17 protein-coding genes and 1 tRNA gene are annotated in these 19,500 nt (G+C 58.8%); 11 read left to right on the forward strand and 7 right to left on the reverse strand.

Annotated elements, in window-relative coordinates; genetic code table 11:
- Nucleotides 1-3: 3 nt before the first annotated feature.
- Nucleotides 4-1,545 (reverse strand): aldehyde dehydrogenase family protein, encoded by a 1,542-nt coding sequence (locus CWI75_RS02830; protein ID WP_101519928.1) that lies wholly within the window; start codon nucleotides 1,543-1,545, stop codon nucleotides 4-6.
- Nucleotides 1,546-1,745: 200 nt separating this feature from the next.
- Between CWI75_RS02830 and CWI75_RS02835 the strand changes: the two genes are divergently transcribed.
- From CWI75_RS02835 to frdD, 6 genes are read left to right on the forward strand one after another with little or no spacing between them, the layout of a single operon-like run.
- Nucleotides 1,746-2,954: an acetate/propionate family kinase gene (locus tag CWI75_RS02835; protein ID WP_101519929.1), complete on the forward strand. Its 1,209-nt coding sequence runs from the start codon at nucleotides 1,746-1,748 to the stop codon at nucleotides 2,952-2,954.
- Between the two features lie 27 nt (nucleotides 2,955-2,981).
- Nucleotides 2,982-5,381 (forward strand): phosphoketolase family protein, encoded by a 2,400-nt coding sequence (locus CWI75_RS02840; protein ID WP_101519930.1) that lies wholly within the window; start codon nucleotides 2,982-2,984, stop codon nucleotides 5,379-5,381.
- Entirely contained in the window at nucleotides 5,378-7,171 is a 1,794-nt protein-coding gene (gene frdA / locus CWI75_RS02845; protein ID WP_241521051.1) for a fumarate reductase (quinol) flavoprotein subunit, read from the forward strand. The genes CWI75_RS02840 and frdA overlap by 4 nt, the downstream gene beginning before the upstream one ends.
- Nucleotides 7,168-7,923: a succinate dehydrogenase/fumarate reductase iron-sulfur subunit gene (locus tag CWI75_RS02850; RefSeq protein WP_101519931.1), complete on the forward strand. Its 756-nt coding sequence runs from the start codon at nucleotides 7,168-7,170 to the stop codon at nucleotides 7,921-7,923. The genes frdA and CWI75_RS02850 overlap by 4 nt, the downstream gene beginning before the upstream one ends.
- Nucleotides 7,916-8,317 carry a fumarate reductase subunit C gene (locus tag CWI75_RS02855; protein WP_101519932.1) on the forward strand — a complete coding sequence of 134 codons (402 nt, stop codon included), beginning with the start codon at nucleotides 7,916-7,918 and terminating at the stop codon, nucleotides 8,315-8,317. The genes CWI75_RS02850 and CWI75_RS02855 overlap by 8 nt, the downstream gene beginning before the upstream one ends.
- 2 nt (nucleotides 8,318-8,319) lie before the next feature.
- Entirely contained in the window at nucleotides 8,320-8,667 is a 348-nt protein-coding gene (gene frdD, locus CWI75_RS02860) for a fumarate reductase subunit FrdD (RefSeq protein ID WP_101519933.1), read from the forward strand.
- On the opposite strand, the gene CWI75_RS02865 is transcribed toward frdD, so the two are convergent.
- The 6 genes from CWI75_RS02865 to CWI75_RS02890 all read right to left on the reverse strand — a co-directional run bounded on the left by CWI75_RS02865 (nucleotide 8,626) and on the right by CWI75_RS02890 (nucleotide 13,783).
- Complete coding sequence (locus CWI75_RS02865; protein WP_101519934.1) at nucleotides 8,626-10,008, reverse strand: sensor domain-containing protein; 1,383 nt, start codon at nucleotides 10,006-10,008, stop codon at nucleotides 8,626-8,628. The two genes, frdD and CWI75_RS02865, sit on opposite strands and share 42 nt — an antisense overlap.
- A gap of 29 nt (nucleotides 10,009-10,037) precedes the next feature.
- On the reverse strand, nucleotides 10,038-10,811 hold the full coding sequence (hisF, locus tag CWI75_RS02870; RefSeq protein WP_101519935.1) for an imidazole glycerol phosphate synthase subunit HisF: 774 nt from the start codon (nucleotides 10,809-10,811) through the stop codon (nucleotides 10,038-10,040).
- A 3-nt stretch (nucleotides 10,812-10,814) separates the two neighbouring features.
- Complete coding sequence (gene hisA, locus CWI75_RS02875) at nucleotides 10,815-11,549, reverse strand: 1-(5-phosphoribosyl)-5-[(5-phosphoribosylamino)methylideneamino]imidazole-4-carboxamide isomerase (RefSeq protein ID WP_101519936.1); 735 nt, start codon at nucleotides 11,547-11,549, stop codon at nucleotides 10,815-10,817.
- Complete coding sequence (hisH, locus tag CWI75_RS02880; RefSeq protein WP_101519937.1) at nucleotides 11,543-12,193, reverse strand: imidazole glycerol phosphate synthase subunit HisH; 651 nt, start codon at nucleotides 12,191-12,193, stop codon at nucleotides 11,543-11,545. The genes hisA and hisH overlap by 7 nt, the downstream gene beginning before the upstream one ends.
- 9 nt (nucleotides 12,194-12,202) lie before the next feature.
- Entirely contained in the window at nucleotides 12,203-12,796 is a 594-nt protein-coding gene (gene hisB, locus CWI75_RS02885) for an imidazoleglycerol-phosphate dehydratase HisB (RefSeq protein ID WP_101519938.1), read from the reverse strand.
- Nucleotides 12,797-12,916: 120 nt separating this feature from the next.
- Nucleotides 12,917-13,783 carry an alpha/beta hydrolase gene (locus CWI75_RS02890; RefSeq protein WP_146003533.1) on the reverse strand — a complete coding sequence of 289 codons (867 nt, stop codon included), beginning with the start codon at nucleotides 13,781-13,783 and terminating at the stop codon, nucleotides 12,917-12,919.
- A gap of 107 nt (nucleotides 13,784-13,890) precedes the next feature.
- Here CWI75_RS02890 and mutY point away from each other — a divergent pair, with 107 nt between their 5' ends.
- From mutY to CWI75_RS02915, 5 genes are all read left to right on the forward strand, one after another.
- Nucleotides 13,891-14,937 (forward strand): A/G-specific adenine glycosylase, encoded by a 1,047-nt coding sequence (gene mutY / locus CWI75_RS02895; RefSeq protein WP_101519940.1) that lies wholly within the window; start codon nucleotides 13,891-13,893, stop codon nucleotides 14,935-14,937.
- A gap of 36 nt (nucleotides 14,938-14,973) precedes the next feature.
- Entirely contained in the window at nucleotides 14,974-15,246 is a 273-nt protein-coding gene (locus CWI75_RS02900; RefSeq protein WP_101519941.1) for an oxidative damage protection protein, read from the forward strand.
- 79 nt (nucleotides 15,247-15,325) lie between these two features.
- Nucleotides 15,326-15,401: transfer RNA gene (locus CWI75_RS02905), tRNA-Phe, on the forward strand.
- Between the two features lie 793 nt (nucleotides 15,402-16,194).
- Complete coding sequence (locus CWI75_RS02910; protein ID WP_101519942.1) at nucleotides 16,195-17,214, forward strand: alpha/beta fold hydrolase; 1,020 nt, start codon at nucleotides 16,195-16,197, stop codon at nucleotides 17,212-17,214.
- Between the two features lie 347 nt (nucleotides 17,215-17,561).
- A complete protein-coding gene (locus CWI75_RS02915; protein ID WP_101519943.1) occupies nucleotides 17,562-18,362 on the forward strand; it encodes a hypothetical protein in 801 nt (266 codons plus the stop codon).
- The last annotated feature ends 1,138 nt before the right edge of the window (nucleotides 18,363-19,500 follow it).

Consider the following 19,500-nt stretch of genomic DNA (forward strand, 5'->3'; position numbering starts at 1 on the left):
GAGTCAGCTCAGCCAGCGGCCCAGGGGTGTTTTGCGCCACATGAAATCCATCAGCTTGCGCATGCCCTCGGCGCTCTTCACGCTATTGGGATAGCCGTTCGCCATTTTACCGCCGAAGCGGTCGATTACGATGGGCATTTCGTGGCAGTAGCCACGCATGCCCTTCTTACCATTAACCTGGCCAATACCGGAGTTCTTGCGCCCACCAAACGGAGCCGCCGGGATTCCGTAACTCAGGGCCATATCGTTGACACTGCAGCTGCCGGTATCAATGGCGGCCGCCAGGCGGTAGCCCTTGTCCTTGTCCCGGGTCCATACGTTGCCGTTAAGACCAAACTCGGAATCGTTCGCCAGCCGCAGGGCCTCATCTTCATCGGCCACCCGCTCAATACAGAGAATGGGGCCGAAGGTCTCGTGCACCATGATATCCATGCTGTTGTCGACACCGGTAATCACCGTTGGCTCATAGTACAGGCCGGGGAGATCCGGGTTGCGCCGGCCTCCGGTATGAATCACCGCGCCCTTGCTACGGGCATCTTCCACATGAGCTTCGATAATGGCCATCTGCCGATCCCAGAATACGGCGCCAACATCTTCTGTCCAGCCATGTTGCTGCCCCTGGCTCAGGTGCCTGCCCTTGTCCAGTACCAGCCGCAGGAACTCGTCGTAGACCTCGCTCACCACGTAAATACGCTCTGTGCCACAGCAATAGTGACCGGTATTCATGCACGATCCCAGCCAGGCGCCGTCGGCAGCGCGGTCCAGGTCGGCGTCGGCACAGACAATCATTGCATCATTACCGCCCAGCTCCAGGGTGCAGGGGATCAGCTGGCTGGCGCAGGCCTCGGCCACTTTGCGCCCGGTAGCCACGCTGCCGGTAAAAGACACCTTGTCGACCCCACCGCGGACAATGGCCGCGCCGGTATCGCCGTCACCCAGCAATACCTGCAGCACCCCGGGCGGCAGCCCTGCGTCCTCCAGAATCGTCTGGGCCAGCCGGGCTGAGAAGGGGGTGACCTCAGAGCCCTTGGCGATTACCGCATTGCCCGCCAGAACAGCCTGCACCGCCTGGTTCATCACCAGCACGAAGGGGCCATTCCAGGGCGTAATCAGCCCAATCACCCCCAGTGGCTTATAGAGAATGCGCAGCTGCTTGGCGATACCGATAATCCCGTGCACCCGACGTTTGCGCGGTTTAAGAAAGTCTTCCGCATGCTTGGCGTAATAACACAGCGAATCGGCCACCGAAAAAATCTCCATACTCATGGCATCGGTGCGGGTCTTGCCGGTTTCTGCCACGACCGTGTCGATAATCTGGTCCTGCCGTTCCAACACCAGCTGCAAAGCGCGCTCGGCTATTCTGGCGCGCTCGCGAATCGGGGTCGCTGCCCAGGCAGGCTGGACTTGACGGGCGGTAGCGATAGCAGCAGCCACGTCGTCCTCATTGGCACATACCATTTCACCACAGGGTTCAAGGGTAACCGGGCTGCGCAGCAGCAGGTGGCGGCGGGAATCTGTTGACTCAATGGGTTCGTACAGGGCCATGGCAGCAGTCTCATTATGTTTCAGTTAAAACTAATAATCATTAGCATGACTGTCAATAGCAGTAGTGCAAGCCTTCAGACTCCCTCCCTGGCATTGCCAATGAAATCTGACCGGACCGAGCGTGGGCTATCACCACAGTGAGCTATGCTCAGTAGAGCGAATTTCAGTGAACCAGATGGGAGGCGGCGGCAGCGCGGGATATGAATGTACTGGTATTCAATAGTGGCAGCTCATCTCTCAAATACCGCCTGGTCGACAGTACCAACGGCAAGGATCTGTGCAAGGGGCGCCTGGAGCGACTCGGTGAAGAGCACAGCCATGCCCGACATCAGTGGTTGAGCGGGACGGGGGTTCGCCGCGAACAAGGCGAGGATTACGATTCGCTGGATCACTCGGCAGCCCTGCAACACATCTATCAACACCTGGAGACACTGGCCGAGCAGGAAAACTTACCCTCCCCCGAAGCCATCGGCCACCGGGTGGTCCATGGCGGTGACCGCTTTCGGCGCGCGGTCGCGATAGACCAGAACGTCATCACAGAGATTGAGCAGCTGGCTCCACTGGCACCACTGCACAATCCACCCGCCCTGGCAGTAATCAACCAATGCCGGGAACATTTTCCCCAGTTGCCCCAGGCTGCGGTATTCGACACGGCATTTCATCAGCGTATGCCCGCACATGCTCGCCGCTATGCGGTACCCGACCACTGGTATCGAGACCATCGGGTACAACGTTACGGTTTCCATGGCATTTCCCATGGCTATGCGGCCAGGGCCGCGGCACAGCAACTCGGCCGCCCCCTTGAGCAGCTGAAGCTGATCACCCTGCACCTGGGCAACGGCGCCAGTGCCGCCGCTATCAAAAACGGTCACAGCGTGGATACCTCCATGGGCATGACGCCGCTGGAGGGGCTGGTAATGGGAACCCGCAGCGGCGATGTCGACATTGCGGCTGCGCTCCATGTAGCGCGCGAAGAAGGCCTGGACCTCGGTCAGCTGGAACAGGAACTGAGACAGTGCAGTGGCCTTCTGGGGCTCTGCGGCAGCAACGATGTCCGCGACATCAGCAGCCGCAGTGACCAGGGCGATGCCGCGGCGAAGCTGGCGCTGGCGATCTACGCCTACCGGATACGCAAATATATCGGTGCTTACATCGCCGTCCTGGGCGGTCTTGACGCCCTGGTATTTACCGCGGGGGTCGGCGAGAACTCGGCCGCGGTTCGAGCCATGGCGTGCACCGATATGCAGAACCTCGGTATCAGTATTGATAAGGCGCGCAACCGCTGCCCCGGTCTTGATGGTAGCAAGGCTATTCATACACCCGGCGCGCCGGTGACGATACTTATTGTCCGCGCCAATGAGGAGCTGGAGATTGCCCGGCAGACAATGGCACTGCTGAACGCACGGTAACAGCAACCGCGGTGAGGAGCCCATCCCATGTCAAAGAGCGCACAAGAGATGACAACAAACATCCTGGAACCCGCACAGCTTAGCGCCATCGACGGCTATTGGCGGGCCTGCAACTACCTGGCCGCGGGGATGATTTACCTGCGTAGTAACGCCCTGCTACGAGAGCCGCTGCAACCGGAACACATCAAGCAACGGCTACTGGGCCACTGGGGGGCCAGCCCGGGGCTCGCTTTCATGTATGTACACGCCAACCGCCTGATCCGCCACTATGACCTCAATGCCCTGTTCATAGCAGGCCCGGGGCACGGCGCACCGGGCGTACTGGCACCGGTATACCTGGAGGGCAGTTACTCCGAAATCTACCCGAATATGAGCGAAGACGAACAGGGCATGAGCGAATTGTTCCGGCGGTTTTCCTTTCCGGGCGGCCTGGGTAGCCACTGCACCCCCGAACTGCCGGGCTCGATACATGAAGGTGGCGAACTGGGTTATAGCCTGTCCCATGCCTTTGGCGCCGCTTTTGACAACCCGGACCTGATTGTATTTACCGCGGTGGGCGATGGTGAAGCGGAAACCGGGCCCCTCGCCACCTCATGGCACTCCAATAAATTCCTCAATCCCCTGCGCGACGGAGCGGTGCTGCCGATCCTGCATCTCAACGGCTACAAGATCAACAATCCCACCCTGCTCGCACGCATATCGCATGAAGAACTGGAAAACCTGTTGCTGGGTTATGGCTGGGTACCGGTTTTTGTCAGCGGTGAGGATCCCGCTGACATGCATCAGCAAATGGCCGCAGCGATGACCCATTGTATCGAACAGATCCGCAGCCTGCAGAATGAGGCACGCGCAGCAGGGGTCGCAAACCGGCCGCGCTGGCCGATGATTGTGCTGCGTTCCCCCAAGGGCTGGACTGGCCCCAAGACTGTCGATGGCCACAAGGTTGAAGGGAGCTGGCGATCACACCAGGTGCCACTGGCAAACGTACGCGCCGACCCGGAACACCTGGCGGCGCTTGAAAGTTGGCTGCGCAGTTACCGGCCGGAGGAATTGTTCGACGACCAGGGCCGCCTGGTGGAATCCCTGCGTGCGTTGTCTCCGATTGGGCCGCGGCGCATGGGCGCCAATCCCCACAGCAACGGTGGCCTGCTCCGGCGACCCCTGCGACTGCCGCATTTTCGCCATTATGCAGTAGCTGTCGAATCTCCGGGACAGGAGCGTGTCTTCAATACCCGGCCATTGGCGGCGCTGTTGCGCGATACCATGGCGCGCAACCCCGATACTTTTCGCCTGTTTGGCCCCGACGAGACCACCTCCAACAAGCTGGATACGGTTTACGAGGAAAGCAAAAAGCTGTGGCTGGCGCAACGTTTGCCGGAGGACGATGACGGCGGCGAGCTCGCGCCCGACGGACGAGTCCTGGAAATGCTTTCCGAGCACACCCTCGAGGGCTGGCTGGAGGGCTACCTGCTCACCGGGCGCCACGGCTTTTTTGCAACCTACGAAGCCTTCGCGCATGTTATCGACTCCATGTACAACCAGCACGCCAAGTGGCTGGCAATCAGCGACCAGCTGGCCTGGCGGGCACCCATCGCTTCTCTTAACCTGCTCATTACCTCAACCGTCTGGCGCCAGGATCACAATGGCTTTACCCACCAGGACCCCGGCTTTCTCGATATCGTGGTTAACAAGAGTCCCAATGTAACCCGGGTTTACCTGCCACCGGACGCCAACTGCCTGTTGTCCACGGCGGACCACTGCCTGCGCAGCCACAACGATATCAACGTGATCGTCTGCGACAAACAGCACCACCTGCAGTATCTCGATATGGAAACGGCCATTATCCACTGCACCAAAGGTATCGGCATCTGGGACTGGGCCAGCACTGACCAGGGTGAAGATCCCGATATCGTGATGGCCGGATGCGGTGATATCGCCACCCAGGAAGCGCTGGCGGCGACGGCAATGTTGTGCGACCATTTCCCCGACCTGAAGATCCGCTTTGTGAATGTGGTGGACCTGTTCCGCCTGACACCCCCGGAGGAGCATCCTCATGGCCTTAGCCACCGCGACTTCGACAGCCTGTTCACCGTTAACAAGCCGGTGATATTCAATTTCCACGGTTACCCCTGGCTGATTCACCGGCTGGCCTACCGACGCACCAACCACGCTAACCTGCACGTCCGTGGTTACAAGGAAAAGGGCAGCATCAATACCCCTCTGGAGCTGGCCATCGAAAACAACGTGGACCGTTTCAGCCTCGCCATTGACGCCATTGACCGGGTACCAGCGCTCCAGGCCAGTGGCGCCCATACCAAGGAGAAACTCAGGGACATGCGGCTGTCGTGCCGTCATTACGCCCATGAACACGGGGTGGACATGCCGGAGATCAGCGCCTGGCGCTGGCCGCAAAGGCCATCCCGTTGAATGCAGGCGACGCCCCCGATATACGCGCGCTGCAAGCCGATATCGTGATAGTGGGTGGCGGCGGCGCCGGCCTGCGGGCCGCCATCGCCGCAGCCGAGGCAAACCCGCAGCTGGACATCCTGTTGCTGTCCAAGGTGTACCCGATGCGCAGCCATACGGTGGCGGCAGAGGGCGGCTGCGCCGGCGTGATCCAGCTCCACGACAGCCTCGATGCGCACTTCGATGACACCGTCTCCGGTGGCGACTGGCTCTGTGACCAGGATGTGGTGGACTATTTCGTGCATCACGCCACCGAGGAAAACCTGCGGCTGGAGCACTGGGGTTGCCCCTGGAGCCGCAAAGCCGACGGCAGCATCAATGTGCGCGCCTTCGGTGGCATGAAAATCGAGCGCACCTGGTTCGCCGCCGACAAGACCGGCTTCCACATCCTCCATACGCTGTTCCAGACCTCTCTCAAGTACCCCTCGATCCGCCGCTGCGACGAATACTTCTGCACCGACCTGCTGCTGGAGGACGGCGCCTGCGCCGGCGTCCAGGCCATCGACATGCGCAACGGCACCCATACCCTGATCGCGGCTTCCGCCGTCATCCTCGCCACCGGTGGCGCTGCCCGGGTTTATCGCTATAACACCAACGGCGGTATTGTCACCGGCGACGGCATGGCCCTGGCGTATCGCCAGGGCGTGGCGCTGCGGGACATGGAATTCGTGCAATACCATCCCACCGGTTTGCCCGGCTCCGGGATCCTCATCACCGAGGCGGCCCGGGGTGAGGGAGGTGTACTAACCAATAGCGACGGATACCGCTATTTACAGGACTATGGTCTCGGCCCGGAGACTCCCCTGGGAGAAGCCTGCAACAAATATATGGAACTGGGGCCGCGGGACCGCCTGAGCCAGGCTTTCTGGCACGAGGCCAAGGCGGGGCGGGCGCTGGCCACCAGCCGCGGTGAGGCCGTGAACCTGGACCTGCGCCATCTCGGCGAGGCCCGCATCAATGAACGCCTGCCCTTTATCCGCGATCTGGCTCGCACCTATGTCAACGTTGATGCTGTCCATGAGCCAATCCCGGTGCGGCCTACCGCCCACTACACCATGGGCGGGATCCAGACTGACCGTCACACTGCTACTGCTCTGCCGGGGCTGTTCGCCGTCGGCGAATGTGCCAGTGTCGGGTTGCACGGCGCGAACCGGCTGGGCTCCAATTCCCTGGCCGAACTGAGCGTGTTCGGTCGGGTGGCGGGGGAACAGGCGGCAGCGCGTGCGAGCCAGGGGCCAGCGGTGGATCCGCGACGCTTGCTGGCCCGGGCGCAAGACAATGCCGCGGGGTGGGAGTCCCTGCGCGAAGCCAGGGGCGGCGAACACCTGGCCACGATCCGGGACGAAATGGCCCGCGCCATGGAAGACGGGGCCGGCATTTTCCGCCTGCCGGGGCAGATGCAACAGACCTGCGCCAAAATTGCAGAATTGAAGGGGCGCTATCGCGAACTGGGACTGGTGGATCGCAGCCGCGTTTTCAATACCGAGTGGCTCAATGCGATCGAGCTGGGCAACCTGCTGGATGTCGCGGAGGCCATGGCCCATGCGGCACTGGCCCGCAAGGAATCCCGCGGCAGCCACCAGCGGATCGAAGACTTCCCCGAGCGCGACGATGCGCAATTCCTCAGGCACAGCCTGGTGTATCGCGCAGCCGACACGCCGCGGCTGGACTGGCAGGATGTGGTGATCACCCGCTCACAGCCTGCGGAACGCCATTACGGTGCTGCCGGGCAGCAGGAGAGCAAACCGTGACCGAAACAGTGACCGTGCGGGTACAGCGCTACCGGCCAGAAGAAGATCAGGAACCCTGGGCGCAGAGCTTCGAAGTGCCCTACAGCGAAGACCTTTCCATACTGGACGCCCTGAACCAGATCAAGGACCAGCAGGACCCGACTCTCAGCCATCGCTGGTCCTGCCGCATGGCAATCTGCGGCAGTTGCGGGGTGATGATAAATGGCGAGCCGCGCCTGGCCTGCAAGACCTTCCTTCGTGACTACCGGGGCAAGGATGCCCTGGAAGTGCGGGCCCTGGACAATTTTCCCATCGAGCGCGACCTGGTGTCTGATATCAGCGGCTTTATCGACCATCTGGAGACCGTACAACCCTGGTTGATCCGTAGCGACGAGCAACCCGTCAGTGCCGGCGCTTATCGCCAGACTCCCGAGCAGATGCAGCGCTACGCGGCCTTCAGCCAGTGCATCAATTGCGGCCTGTGCTATGCCGCCTGTCCGCAATTTGGCCGCGATCCCGCCTTCCTCGGGCCGGCGGCGCTGACCCTCGCCCAGCGCTACAACCTGGATTCCCGGGACGAGGGCGCAAGCCAGCGAATGAACTGGCTGAATGCCGAAGCAGGCGTGTGGAGCTGCACCTTTGTCGGTTACTGTTCGCAAGTGTGCCCCAAGGACGTCGACCCGGCGGCAGCGATCAACCAGGGCAAAGTGGCCTCGGACATTAACTACGCAGTAAACCTGTTTAATATCCTGCGAGGCAAGGACGATGCGTAAGCCCTACGTTCAGCGCCAGCGGGCCGACTGGTGGCTGCGCAACCCCGCCTATCGCCGCTATATGCTGCGCGAGGCCACGGCCTTACCCCTGCTCTTTTACACCCTCTTGCTGATGAGCGGCTTGTACCAGTTCACCCGCGGCGAGGCGGCGTTCCTGGGCTGGCTGGAACTGTTGCGCAATCCCTGGTTGCTGGCCCTGCACGGGGTGGCACTGGCGGCGGCACTGTTCCACGCTGTTACCTGGATTGCCCTGGTGCCGAAGATCCTGGTTATCGATACGGACCGGCTGCGGGTCAGCCCAACGGTAGTGAAGAGGCTGCACCAGGTGGGCGCCGTGGTCTGCAATGTCGGCTTGCTGCTGCTGGTACTGCTACTTGTCGGGGGAGGGCGTTGAGCATGCGTCGCTCCCATGAGCCCATCGCCTGGTCCCTGTTTGGTGCCGGTGGCATGTTGCTGGCTTTTATCGGACCCGGCCTGGTGCTGGCTACCGCCTTGCTGCCCTGGCTGGCGGCACACGATCCGGTGGCGACCCATGCCGCCGTTGGCGCGCTGCTCGCGCATCCGCTGGGAAAACTGCTGGTACTGGCTTGTGTGGTGCTGCCTCTTTTTCATACCCTGCACCGGATCTATCACAGCCTGCACGACCTGCATCTGCGCGCTCCCAGGCGGCTCATGCAACTGCTCTGCTATGGGGGTGCAACGCTACTGAGTGGCGTCACTGCCTGGTGGTTGCTCCTGATCTGAAGGAGTAGTCCGCTGCGCCGCGGCAGTTTCCTTGGCGGCATACATGCGTTTGTCTGCATGCCGCAACAAAGACTCCGGAGTAGTGCCATCATCGGGATACAAGGCCATCCCGATACTGACAGGCGACAGCAGGGGTTTGTGGTCCAGCTCGAAGGGGAGGGCAAAGGCGCCCTGGATTTTGTCCACCAGGACCTGCGCGTGATCGGTCGCTGCCAACCCTTCAAGGACAATGATAAATTCATCTCCGCCCAGCCTGGCCACCGTATCCGAGGCACGCACGCTGGCAAGCAGGCGCTGCGCAGTAAGCTGTAACAGGCAGTCACCGGCGGCATGGCCCAGGGTATCGTTGACCCGCTTGAAATCATCCATGTCGACAAATAGCAGCGCGAGCATACCGGATTCACGCTCGGCGACACTGATCGCCTTTTGTAGCCGATCATCCAGCAGGGCCCGATTGGGAAGCCCGGTCAGGGCATCATACTGGGCCCGTTGTTCAAGTCGCGCCAGCAGACGTTGCTGGCTGATGGCGACCGTCACCTGGTCCGCTACGAATTCCAGCAGTTGCTGATGCTCTTCGCTAAAACCGGCAGCGGGGGAGTCGCTCCTGACCACCAGCGCACCAATAACCCCCTGCTCACTGGTCAGCGGCGCGCCCAACCAATAGCAAGATCGGCTGCCACTGATGTCCGTATCCCCCGTAGTCAGGGCCCCAGGCCCGGACAACAGTGTCTGGCCCTTGATGCGCACCTGTTCACACAGGGGTTCCACCCCTTCTGCCTGCGCGGCACCCGCGTTTTCCCGATCCCGGGAAAAAGGATAATTCCAGCGTCCATCGCGATAGTCCCAGAGGCCCAGATAAAAGCCACGGGCGGGTACCAGTTTGGCAACGATGTCGTGAATCTGGTCCAGCAGGATGCCCAGATCACGTTCCCGATGAGCCGCCTGGGATATCCGGAACAAGGCGGATTGCACCAGTTCCGCCTGTTTGCGCCGGGTAATGTCGCGAGCGACGCCAATCCGGACCTGGCCCTCCTCGGACCAGCGGGCACTCCACATGATGTGGACCACTTCGCCATCCTTGCGCAGGTAACGATTCTCGAACTGGGTGCTATCGGTGCCGGCCATCACCTGGCGGGCACGGTTGAGGGTGTATTCCCGGTCGTCCGGGTGCACCAGGTCCTGCACGGTCTTGCCCACCATCTCTTCCTGGGTAAAGCCGAACACTGACTCACAGGCAGCGGATACATACTGAAAGTGGCCGTCGCTGTCGACCACGCAGACGACATCGAGCAGCAGATCAAGAAATTGGGTAAGTGCGGGATCGGAGACATAGTCGACCACTACCGGCGTCTCGCTTTCCGGAACGGGGTTCAGACCCGCACCTCAATGCCATGTGCCGCCATGTAGGCCTTGGCCTGGGGCACGGTGAACTCGCCGAAGTGAAAGATGCTGGCCGCCAGGACCGCGTCAGCGCCGCCCAAAAGGATCCCATCCACCAGGTGTTGCAGGTTGCCGACACCGCCTGAGGCAATGACCGGGATATCCACCGCGTCAGTGATGGCGCTGGTAACGCCCAGCTCAAAGCCATTGCGGGTACCATCACGATCCATACTTGTAAGCAGGATTTCCCCCGCCCCCAATTCGGCCATTTTTATCGCCCAGGCCACCGCATCAATACCAGTGGGTTTGCGCCCACCGTGGGTGAAGATTTCCCAACGCGGCTTGCCCTCCACATCCTCTACCCGCTTGGCGTCGATGGCAACCACAATGCACTGGGCACCAAACCGCTCGGAGGCCTGGCGCACCAGTTCGGGGTTATGAATAGCGGCGGTATTGATGCTGACCTTGTCGGCACCGGCGTTGAGCATGGTGCGGATATCTTCCAGCGAGCGAATGCCGCCACCCACCGTCAGTGGGATAAATACCTGTTCGGCAATCTGCTCCACCGTATGCACGGTGGTGTCCCGGCCCTGGTGGCTGGCGGTGATATCGAGAAAGGTGATTTCGTCGGCGCCCTGTTCATTGTAACGCCGGGCGATTTCCACCGGGTCACCGGCATCGCGAATACCAACAAAATTAACACCCTTCACCACCCGGCCATTGTCGACATCCAGGCAGGGAATAATACGTTTGGCCAGGCCCATGGACTAGGACTCTCCGTCGCAGAGGCGCTGGGCTTCTGCCACATCGAGCGTACCCTCATAAATGGCGCGCCCGGTAATGGCGCCACAAATACCCTCGTGAGCTACCGCATTGAGGGCACGAATATCGTCCAGGTTGGTAATGCCGCCGGAGGCAATCACCGGAATGCTGGAGGCCCTGGCCATGGCCAGGGTGGCTTCCACGTTCACACCCTGCATCATGCCATCGCGGGCGATATCGGTGTAGACGATGGCACTGACACCATCGGACTGGAAGCGCCGGGCGAGGTCCGTGGCCTGCACCGTGGACACCTCGGCCCAGCCGTCGGTGGCCACCAGGCCGTCTTTTGCATCCAGGCCGACGATAATCCGGCCGGGAAAGGCACGGCAGGCCTCGGCAACAAAATCCGGCTCCTTGACCGCTTTGGTACCGATAATCACGAAACTGACCCCGGCACGCACATAGTGCTCAATGGTATCCAGGGTGCGGATACCGCCGCCAATCTGGATCGGCAGTTTCGGGTAGGCCGCGGCAATTGCCGTAACCACCTCGCCATTCACAGGCTCACCGGCAAAGGCACCATTCAGGTCAACCAGGTGCAGGCGCCGACAGCCGGCGTCCACCCAGCGGCGGGCCACCGCCACCGGATCGTCGGAGAATACGGTGCTGTCGTCCATCAGGCCCTGGCGCAGGCGCACGCACTCGCCGTCCTTGAGATCAATCGCGGGAATAATCAGCATGCGGGGTTCCAGTTGAGAAAGTTGCGTAACAGTTGCAGACCGGCGGTATGGCTTTTCTCCGGATGAAACTGCACGGCAAAAAGGTTGTCCCGGGCCAGCGCGGCATCCGCACTGCACCCGTATTCCACGCTTGCGGCGACCAGCGAACGGTCGCGCGCGGTCACGTAATAACTGTGCACAAAATAGAATCGGGTGCGGTCGGGAATATCCTCCCATAGTGGGTGCTCACGTACCTGGCAAACCTCGTTCCAACCCATGTGAGGTACTTTCAGGCGAGTGCCATCGGCATCCAGCAGCGGGTGCCCGAAGTGGCGTACGGTACCGGGAATAATATCCAGGCAGGGTACCCCACCGTTCTCTTCGGAACTGGTCATCAGCGCCTGCATGCCCACGCAAATGGCCAGCACCGGCTTGTGTTGCTCGGTGAGCGCCAGCTGCAGCAGCTCATCACAATGCAGGCGGCGAATCTCCGCCATGCAGTCGCGAATCGCGCCAACACCGGGAAACACCACCCGGTCTGCAGCCCGGATCTGGTTCGCATCATGGGTGACAATTACCCGGTCGGCACCGGCATGCTGCAGCGCGCTGGCCACGGAATGCAGGTTGCCCATGCCATAATCGATTACCGCAACAGTACCACTCACCAGCGTTGCCTACAGCACGCCTTTGGTGGAGGGCATGATGCCCTCCATCCGGGGGTCAGCCGCCAGCGCCATGCGCAGTGCCCGACCAAACGCCTTGAATACGGTTTCGATCTGGTGGTGGCTGTTGTCGCCGCGCAGGTTGTCTATGTGCAGTGTTACCTGGGCATGGTTGACAAAACCCTGGAAGAATTCCTGGAACAAATCAACATCAAACCCGCCCACCTGGGCGCGGGTAAAGGGAATCTTGTAGATCAACCCCGGACGGCCGGAAAAATCCACCACCACCCGCGACAGGGCCTCGTCCAGGGGCACATAGGCGTGGCCATAGCGAACAATCCCCTTTTTGTCGGCTACCGCCTTGGTAAATGCCTGGCCCAGGGTAATGCCGATATCTTCCACCGTATGGTGATCATCAATATGCAGGTCACCCTCGGCCTTGATATCCAGGTCAATCATGCCGTGGCGGGCAATCTGGTCCATCATGTGTTCCAGGAACGGAATGCCGGTGACGAATGTCGCCTGGCCGGTACCGTCCAGGTTTACCGTCGCGGTAATCCGGGTCTCCAGAGTATTACGGGTAACACTCGCCTTGCGCTCGGACATGCTGTTCTCCAGAACCTGTAGCGGGGATCGATGCGGGGTACCCCGCAAAGCGCGCCATTATAGAAGAAAGCCCGGCTGAATTCACCGCCACAGACTCGGTAATAGCGGCGCGGGCTGCAATCAGTTCTGCGGAGGCGACAGATACGGCTCAAGAAAACGTTCAACGGCGGGTAAAACCGAGCCGACAGTCAAAAAAGTGAGGATATGGCCGCGCGCGGGCAGGATCTCAAGCACCACCGGCACGTCTTGGCGTTCAAGGGCCGACTTGAATTCCTCGGCATGATCAATGTCGACCAGCTGGTCCCAGGCGCCATGAAACAGAAAAAATGGCGGCGCAGCGGCGTGCACCAGGGTAACCGGCGACGCCCTGGCATAGGTTTCCGGAATTTCCTTGATTGAACCACCCAGGAATTGCGGCACCAGCTTTCCACTCTTGTATTTGCGCAGATCCATTGGCGAACCACCGGCTACCACTACCTCCGGCCGGGTCTTGATGCCACCCCAGGGTTCATCAAGATCCCGACCGGTGCCGGCGGCCAGCGCCATCAGGCTGACCAGGTGCGCCCCCGCGGAATAGCCAAATGCGCCGATCCGCCCGGGATCCAGATTCAGGCGATCCGCTTCGCGATGCAGCCAGTGCATGGCCTGCTGCAGGTCGTGAACCTGGGCGGGAAACACTGCCTCGGGTGCGAAACGGTAACCGGCATTCATCACTACATAGCCGCGGCCCACGTAATAGCGGGCAAGCCGGCTCATGTCGTCCCGGGAACGCCGCTCCCAGCCGCCACCGTGAGCCAACAGCATACCCGCGAAAGGCCCGGCGCCCTGCGGCTGATAAACGTCTGCCTCCAGCGCTCGGGGCCAGCCTTCCGGCGTATAGGTTACGGTGTTCACTGCGGCGGCGGGACGCTCCTGGCCGAGTATTACGCCGCAGCCCGCCAGCGCCAGCATCGGTAAAGTAAGTGCTGCAAGCAGTGCCAGCTTCATGGTCTCAATTACCTCATAAACATCATCCAGTGCATTGTACGCACCTGGAGCCCAAATCGGACGACCGCGCCTTACCGCGACCAGCGACAATCCATTACACTACCGCCATGAGCAACCGACCCTCTCTCGCGAAACGCGTACTCACCTGGTTTGACCAGCACGGACGCAAGGACCTGCCCTGGCAGCAGGCTATCGACCCCTATCGCGTGTGGGTGTCGGAGATCATGTTGCAGCAAACCCAGGTACGCACCGTAATTCCCTACTTTCAGCGCTTCATGGCGACGTTCCCGACTGTGGTGGACCTCGCCGACGCACCGGTGGATGAAGTGCTGCACCTGTGGACCGGCCTCGGCTACTACGCCAGGGCGCGCAATCTGCACAAGGCGGCCCGACAGGTCTGCAGCCAATACGATGGGGTGTTTCCGGATTCGGTGGCAGCCCTGAACACCCTGCCCGGAATTGGCCGCTCAACCGCCGGTGCCATTATCAGTATCGCCTTTGGCCAGCGCGCGGCCATTCTGGACGGTAACGTAAAACGGGTACTGGCCCGCTACCACGCAGTGGCCGGCTGGCCGGGGCAAACCGCGGTACACCGGGCACTGTGGGAACTGGCCGAACAGCACACACCCGGCCACCGCGTTGCCGACTACAGCCAGGCGATGATGGACCTGGGTGCCACTTTGTGCACCCGCAGCCGGCCCCGCTGTGACGACTGCCCACTGGCCCGCGATTGCGCAGCCAGGGCCGATGGCAGCCAGGCCGACTTTCCCGGTCGCAAGCCGCGCAAGGTATTGCCGGTGCGCAACACCGTGTTCCTGATTCTGCAGGACGAAGCGGGCACCGTACTGTTGCAGCGGCGACCACCCACTGGCATCTGGGGCGGCCTGTGGTGCTTTCCCGAAATAAAGGCCACCACCGGCGTAGACGAGTGGTGCCTGGACCACTTCGGCCAGGCACCCCGGGATCCGCAGCCCGAAACCATTTTTCGGCACACCTTCAGCCATTACCACCTGGACATACAGCCCCTGCGCGCACGGCTTGCGGGAAACCCGCAGGCGGTCATGGCAGCGGACGACCAGCTCTGGTATAACGTGGCCCAGCCCGCCCAGGTCGGCCTGGCAGCACCGGTAGCCCGGCTTCTGGCCACGCTTTAACTATCTTGAATGACAGGAACTACCAGGAGCACTGCGATGACCCACACCGTATTCTGCAAGAAGTACCAGCGCGAACTCGAAGGCCTGTCGGCACCGCCGTATCCGGGCCCCAAGGGTCAGGACATCTACGAGAATGTCTCCAAAAAAGCCTGGGACGAGTGGCAGGCCCAGCAAACCATGCTGATCAACGAAAAGCAGCTGAGCCTGATCGACCCCGAGGCGCGCAAATACCTGCAGCAGGAAATGGACAAATTCTTCGCCGGGGAAGAGCACGACCGGGCCGAAGGCTACGTACCACCTTCAGCCTGAACCCACGGCATAAGCCCCGGCGCTTGACTCTAACCGCGTCTGCGGTTTTAATACGCACCCTCCGCAGCACAGCTTATACGCCCGGATAGCTCAGTCGGTAGAGCAGGGGATTGAAAATCCCCGTGTCGGCAGTTCGATTCTGTCTCCGGGCACCATATTTATCAATAAAATCATTATGTTACGTAGCGCTTTTTAGAACACCCTCCAGAGCAAGTGTTTCATGTAGACGCTAATTTGTGCGCTGCAGTGTCCTTGCGCGCATCGCACAAGTGCCTGCCGATTATGAGTCCGTGGAAATGGATCAACCAAGGTAACCCAGGATCAACAATCCTATGTGATTTCAACGAGATAGGGTTGGACTGCTGAGTCACTATGATCCCTGATTATCGTAGTTTATCGTAGTTTATCGTAGTTTATCGTAGTTTATCGTAGTTTATCGCTGAGAAGCGTCCCACTAGTGTCCCATGAGAGTCAATGGCTGTCACAAAGGTTTGTATATAGGTGAATTTGAAACAGGCATTCAAGGCCACACCCCCCGCACGGCCATATTGAAAGCAATCACTAAAATCCTATGGTCGATTTTTTGTCTGACCGCTTTGTCCTAACAGCGGTCTTTAGCGTTAGAGAGAATTCAACAGCCCAACCTGCCACGCTGTCTCTTTTTTCGCCGTTAAGGAAGCCGTGTTTTCACAGATCAATCAGCAGGGACGCCACTGAATAGCGGATTGGCATGCATTCCTGTGGGCTACAGCCTCACAAGCACCTTTTATCCGCCTTTACTTCTCTCATCTGTACTTCTCATTCTTGCCGGAAGGAAAGGCCGCGATGCTACCGCAGTTTGCTCTTCCTTTCGACCTGTTGAGTTGCACTTACGAGTCCGATTCGCCTTGTGAAACTACATTGCTAAACTATAGACTGCAGGAGCAAAAATAAAAGCCCGCGATTTGTATGGAAACATTGACAGCCATTGGCAAGTGGATTTCACAGAGCGAAACGCTGCTGAGTGGTATGGCGGCAATTATTGTCCTGATGGGCGTCCTGATTTCGGTATTGGGTTTCATCCATCGAAGGGTAGAAGGCGCTCGTAATACTACCTCCCTCGCCGCCGAACCTACTCAAGAAGCAGAGATCACACTCAAAAGCTTGAGTGCCCCCGCGCCTTTTCCCATTCATTTTGCCGAGAGTGACGGCCTACGCATTGCTTACGCCGTCCTCGGCAATGGTGCGCACGATATCGTGATGGCACCCGGTATTATAAGCCACCTTAATATAATGTCTCATTTACCTATCTTTCGTGACACTCTGGAGTCCTTGTGTGCCTTCGCCAGAGTGCTGTGTTTTGATAAACGGGGCCAGGGTCTGTCGGATCCCTCTGTGAGTGTTCCTAATCTGTATGAGCGTGTCCACGATATAGAGGCCGTTATGGACGCGGCGGGTATGCACCGGGTGATTCTCTACGGCCTTTCCGAGGGCGGACCCATGTGCTTGAAGTTTGCGTATGACCACCCCGAGCGCGTCAAAGGCCTCGTGCTACTTGGCACTACGGCGCGCTGGCTACAGGCCGACGATTTTCCAATGGGGATCAGTGGGAAGACCCTGGATGGCATGCCTGAAGCCTGGGGTACTGGCGTCCTTCGGGATTTATTCTTTCCGAGTATCACCCGCAAGCAAATGAGCGACAAAACCTACCAGGGTTTTGAGCAGTTGATAGCCTCCCGCCAATCGGTACGGCAGCTGGTAGACTATATGAAGAAAACCGATGTGAGACCTCTGCTGCCTCAAATAACGTGTCCCACGCTGGTGCTCCATTTCGCAGGCGATCTGGCTGTACCGATCCGTCTGGGCAGGGCGCTCGCGGAGGCACTACCTAATGCAGAATTTCTTGAAGTAGGTGGTGTAGACCATGCAGACCTGTCGCAGGCCCCAGAGGCGATTGAACGGATACGTCGATTTGCAGACTCGCTTTAACGCCTGGCGCGATTTCCCCTCTGCCCCAGAGCGGCCGCCTCGCGACAAATCCAGGGCAGGGCATTGGTTAGGGGCATGGGGCAATTCCTCTAAGGGCCGCTTGGAGGTGAAAGCTGACCTCCCTAGTAGCCCTATCTGTCGCATATCTCATATATCATGAGATGTGCGACAAATAAGGCTTCTGCAGATACCCACTATCACATCATAGCTGCCAGGGTTCTCCCAGAGTGCGAGGGGCCGCTTCTGCCAAGAGCGGTCGTGGCCACTAACTCTACCGAATAAGATTCCGCTAATACCGCTTTCGCCTAGAAGCGGAAACTTTTGAGATATACTGACGCTCTATCAACATGAAGGTTGTGGAAACAGTGGGGAACAAGAAAGCAAGGAAAGCCAAGTTTTTACAAGATCATCCAATCTGCTGCTTTTGTGGAGGCTCCACGTCAGCGCAGGAGCCGGACCATATTCCGAGCCGAGCTTTCTTCAATAATCGCCAATGGCCGGAGGGCTTCGAATTCCCTGCGTGTGTGAAATGCAATAGAAGCTCCAGTCGTGATGAACAAATTGTTGCTTTGCTTGCACGACTAAAAAATGGTGACGAAAGTGAGCTCGAGGCCAGAGAGTCCTTGAAGATGATGGAGGGTATAGGTAGATTTCAGCCAGAGGTTTTACTGGAACTCAAATCAAGCGCACGACAGCGACGTAGCGCGGCACAAAAGTACAGCTTACTCCCCGAAGGTGGCTCATATGCAGAATTACCATTGATTGCTGTGGGCCCGCTATGTAAGAAGGCGATGGAAAATTTCGCTCGGAAACTTTTCTGTGCCCTTTACTACAAGCACGCTGAAAGGGTGCTAACTGCGAAATCGGGAATAGCGATTACTTGGTGGACTAACCTACAAATAATTGCTGATGAAATCCCGCGAGAATTAGCACCGATTCTATCCAACCTTCCGGAGCTCAAAAGATGTAACCGTGTCTTAAATGACCAGTTCTTTTATCGCTGGACAACTGTGGAAGATCACGGCATTGCGATTTTTTTAGCCTTCTTTCGCGAATCTTTTGCTTTGGTTGGTTATATACAAGAAGATGCAGCTGAGTTCCCTGATGAAGTAGGCAGCACAATAATTAGACCTCTTTCCCCCAGGTGAACACGCTGGTGGCAACTAAAATATTCTGAAATGGATGGATTAGATTGTATGTCATTAGGCCCATTATTGATGCGTTAATGGTAGCAACGTGTCGGCAGCGGACCTAGCTGCTTTGTGGTGAAAGCGGGCATCGCTTCAATTTTTTAGTATCTCAAAGTAGGCGAAAAGCGCATTATTCGGTTAGCACTGTGCTGGCGCGGTCTCAAAAGCATAGTGTGTATTCTGGAGCTGTGCCGCGAGGTCTGGTGTGGTCTCACATAATAGGATTTGGGCACTTATGAGACCTTAGCTGGCCTGATTTCACATATCATGATATATGAGATATGCGACAGATACGGCTATTAGGGAGGTCAGCTTTCACCTCAAAAGCGGTAATAGACCAGGCCGACTGTTCACGAGTGAAAGGGAGTCAAATTGCAGGTGACTCAGCTCCACTGCCTTGACCTTGAACTCATTGGCGTATTGCCACGTCCTTCTCGGTTGCGTATATCTTGGCATCAACAGACTCCTCGTTAGATTGAGGTCTCCGTTCTAGCGGGTGAAGTTCAAGGTCCGAGTGGCTTGATTTGTTAGAGTGCGCATTAACCAAAGCCAAATGAGATTACGGCTCCAGGAGCCAGTGATATGTGTACTTGCAGCTAAAACCGTCATGCGATTCTGCAAACTGTGCTTTTTGTAGCGAATGTAGCACGGAACTGATGTACCTATTGCTGCATTCCTCTGGTTCTATCTGAGCGACTGTTCTAAGGCCTTCATCATTCACATCATTTGGGTAGTGAGGCACCTGAACTTTGCCACTCGGCATTACCTTGACGTCTACGGATATGCGACAACCAGAGTCTGGATGAACTGTGTGCCTCGGGTATATAGGCCGCACCGCCACCAAAATATTGTCTCTGCATGCCGTGGGAGACCACAGCCCCCTCGGGTGTTCATCTTCCGCAGCCACCTCCAACGTCGAGACGACCGCGAACACGAACGCGAACAATATCTTTGAAAGCCTCTTAATTTTCATTTCTCGCTCAATGTCTCGGCGCACCATAACGCCGTATTCACGCGGCAGCGCAGCTGACCGCGTGCAATTGATTGCTAGGGTGGGTTGACAAGTGCCTCTTCCTGAAACCATAATGAAACCGTT

The sequence above is a fragment of the Kineobactrum sediminis genome (genome assembly GCF_002868715.1).
GTDB classification, from domain to species: Bacteria; Pseudomonadota; Gammaproteobacteria; order Pseudomonadales; family Halieaceae; genus Kineobactrum; species Kineobactrum sediminis.

Coding starts and splice junctions, on each gene's coding strand:
- hisF (WP_101519935.1), bottom strand. CDS start 10,811: ATGGGCCTGGCCAAACGTATTATTCCCTGCCTGGATGTCGACAATGGC.
- hisA (WP_101519936.1), bottom strand. CDS start 11,549: ATGCTGATTATTCCCGCGATTGATCTCAAGGACGGCGAGTGCGTGCGC.
- CWI75_RS02890 (WP_146003533.1), bottom strand. CDS start 13,783: ATGAAGCTGGCACTGCTTGCAGCACTTACTTTACCGATGCTGGCGCTG.
- CWI75_RS02835 (WP_101519929.1), top strand. CDS start 1,746: ATGAATGTACTGGTATTCAATAGTGGCAGCTCATCTCTCAAATACCGC.
- CWI75_RS02915 (WP_101519943.1), top strand. CDS start 17,562: ATGAAGGTTGTGGAAACAGTGGGGAACAAGAAAGCAAGGAAAGCCAAG.
- hisB (WP_101519938.1), bottom strand. CDS start 12,796: ATGTCCGAGCGCAAGGCGAGTGTTACCCGTAATACTCTGGAGACCCGG.
- CWI75_RS02855 (WP_101519932.1), top strand. CDS start 7,916: ATGCGTAAGCCCTACGTTCAGCGCCAGCGGGCCGACTGGTGGCTGCGC.
- CWI75_RS02910 (WP_101519942.1), top strand. CDS start 16,195: ATGGAAACATTGACAGCCATTGGCAAGTGGATTTCACAGAGCGAAACG.
- CWI75_RS02840 (WP_101519930.1), top strand. CDS start 2,982: ATGTCAAAGAGCGCACAAGAGATGACAACAAACATCCTGGAACCCGCA.
- CWI75_RS02830 (WP_101519928.1), bottom strand. CDS start 1,545: ATGGCCCTGTACGAACCCATTGAGTCAACAGATTCCCGCCGCCACCTG.
- frdD (WP_101519933.1), top strand. CDS start 8,320: ATGCGTCGCTCCCATGAGCCCATCGCCTGGTCCCTGTTTGGTGCCGGT.
- CWI75_RS02900 (WP_101519941.1), top strand. CDS start 14,974: ATGACCCACACCGTATTCTGCAAGAAGTACCAGCGCGAACTCGAAGGC.
- mutY (WP_101519940.1), top strand. CDS start 13,891: ATGAGCAACCGACCCTCTCTCGCGAAACGCGTACTCACCTGGTTTGAC.